Here is a 1,628-nt window from a genome sequence, read left to right as displayed (position 1 = left end):
TAGTAGTAGTTGATGTAGCCGCCGGCGAACCACGGATCGTAAGGCGGGAACGTGGCGCTCTTGAGTACCGCGGTCAGGTATGCCAGGTCCATCGGCTTTTCACCGCCGCGGAACGGGTGCCACAGGTCCGGGTTGGCCATGCGGATCAGCAGGAACGCGACGAAGAAGACGGCTGTCAGTATCTCGACGCTGAGGAGATAGCGCCAGCGCTCGCGGAGAAACCGGCCGAAGGTGCGGCGATTGTGCCAGGCAACAAGAGCCCCGGTTGCCGCCATGCCCGCCAGGGTGGCGGCGATGATGAGCCGATCGACGGAGACTCCGAGCGATCCGGCCAGCCAGACCGGATACGACAGCAGCAACAGTCCCGCCGCCTTGGCCATTGGATAGCCGCGGTCGCTCAGGCCCGGAAACGCCAACCAGATCAGCGGAAACGTCGATAGGCCCAGCAGACACATCAGCAGATACCACGTCATGATCGTCACAACGGGCCGGCGGTTCACAATCGCGTTCGGGTCAAACAACGTTCGCCACGTTCCGCCGGCCCGCTGCGCGGCGAGGCGATGGTCGGGCAACATCAGGTTGGCTGGATGGCGCGGAAACTGGTCCGGCCGCAGGTGCATGACCGTCGAGAGATCAACGCGGCTCAGCAGGTCCCGCGCAGCCCGCGGGTCGTACCCCGGCTGCTTGCGAAACAGCAGCACCTTCGGATGGTCGTAGACGGTGAACGCCTCCTCAGCCGACTGGTCGCCGATCCGCCACGGGCCCAGCGCCGGGTTCGATTCGAACACCGCCGCCAACTCAAAACCGAGGCGTCCGCGAAAAGTCCCCGGTACGGCGCAGCGGTAGCAGGAGGCGATCTCCCGATCGTCCGGACAGCCCAGCAGATGGCGGTAGTACGCGCAGGTCAGCGGATAACGTTCGGGAAGCCTCGTGATCGATCCCCACTGCCGGTTGGATGAGACCACGATCAGGTCGGCGCGATCCAGCACCGAGAGTATGTGTTCGAGTTTGCCCGCGTTGTCGGGTGCATAGAGATCCAGCTTCAGACCGAGCCGGTCGGCTGGGAAGGGGTGGTTGTCGAGGACCAGCGGCAGGGCGTCGTCCCAGTCCGTCTCGTTGGCGATCGTGTGGGCGAAGGGATCGGCGTTCTGATAGATCCAGCGGCTTGCCGCGACGCGGGTGTGCGGGCGGGCGTAGATCTGCGCGAACGCCAACGCCCACACGGCCGTCGCCACCAAGGCGACTGGAGCAATCAAGCGGTGCATTCGTCCGGAATCCCACAGTCGGATTCCCGTCCTGGCCGCCAAAACGGCGAGAGCCGGGCAGATCGGAAGCAGGTATCGCATCGTGCAGTTGAACGTGAACGCGTGAAGCACGAGCCAGAAGATCACCCAAACCCAAAGCAGGACTTCATCGCCCGCCCGCTTTCGAAGCATGTCGCGCGCCGTCCACACCAGCCCTCCGACCGCCAACAGGGCCAGCGGCGGCCCGAGGCCCCAGACGCCCAGGTTGGCCCACGGGAACCACACGGGCCTCCTGGCCCACTGGAGGCTCGGCGGGAAATCCACCGCGCCGGACGCCATGACCCGCAGGCTGCGCAGGTTGTCGATCCACGATTGGTTCAGTCC

Annotated in this window: 1 protein-coding gene; it reads right to left on the bottom strand. The window is 65.3% G+C overall.

Annotated features, from left to right (window positions below):
* Nucleotides 1-1,628, bottom strand: a 1,628-nt coding sequence (locus GXY33_07035) for a hypothetical protein (protein NLX04881.1), incomplete at both ends; no start/stop codon positions are given.

The sequence above is a fragment of the Phycisphaerae bacterium genome (assembly GCA_012729815.1).
In the GTDB taxonomy this organism is placed as follows: domain Bacteria; phylum Planctomycetota; class Phycisphaerae; order JAAYCJ01; family JAAYCJ01; genus JAAYCJ01.
The sequence above is the reverse complement of the archived record's forward strand: the minus strand, read 5'-3'. Positions and strand labels throughout refer to the sequence as shown.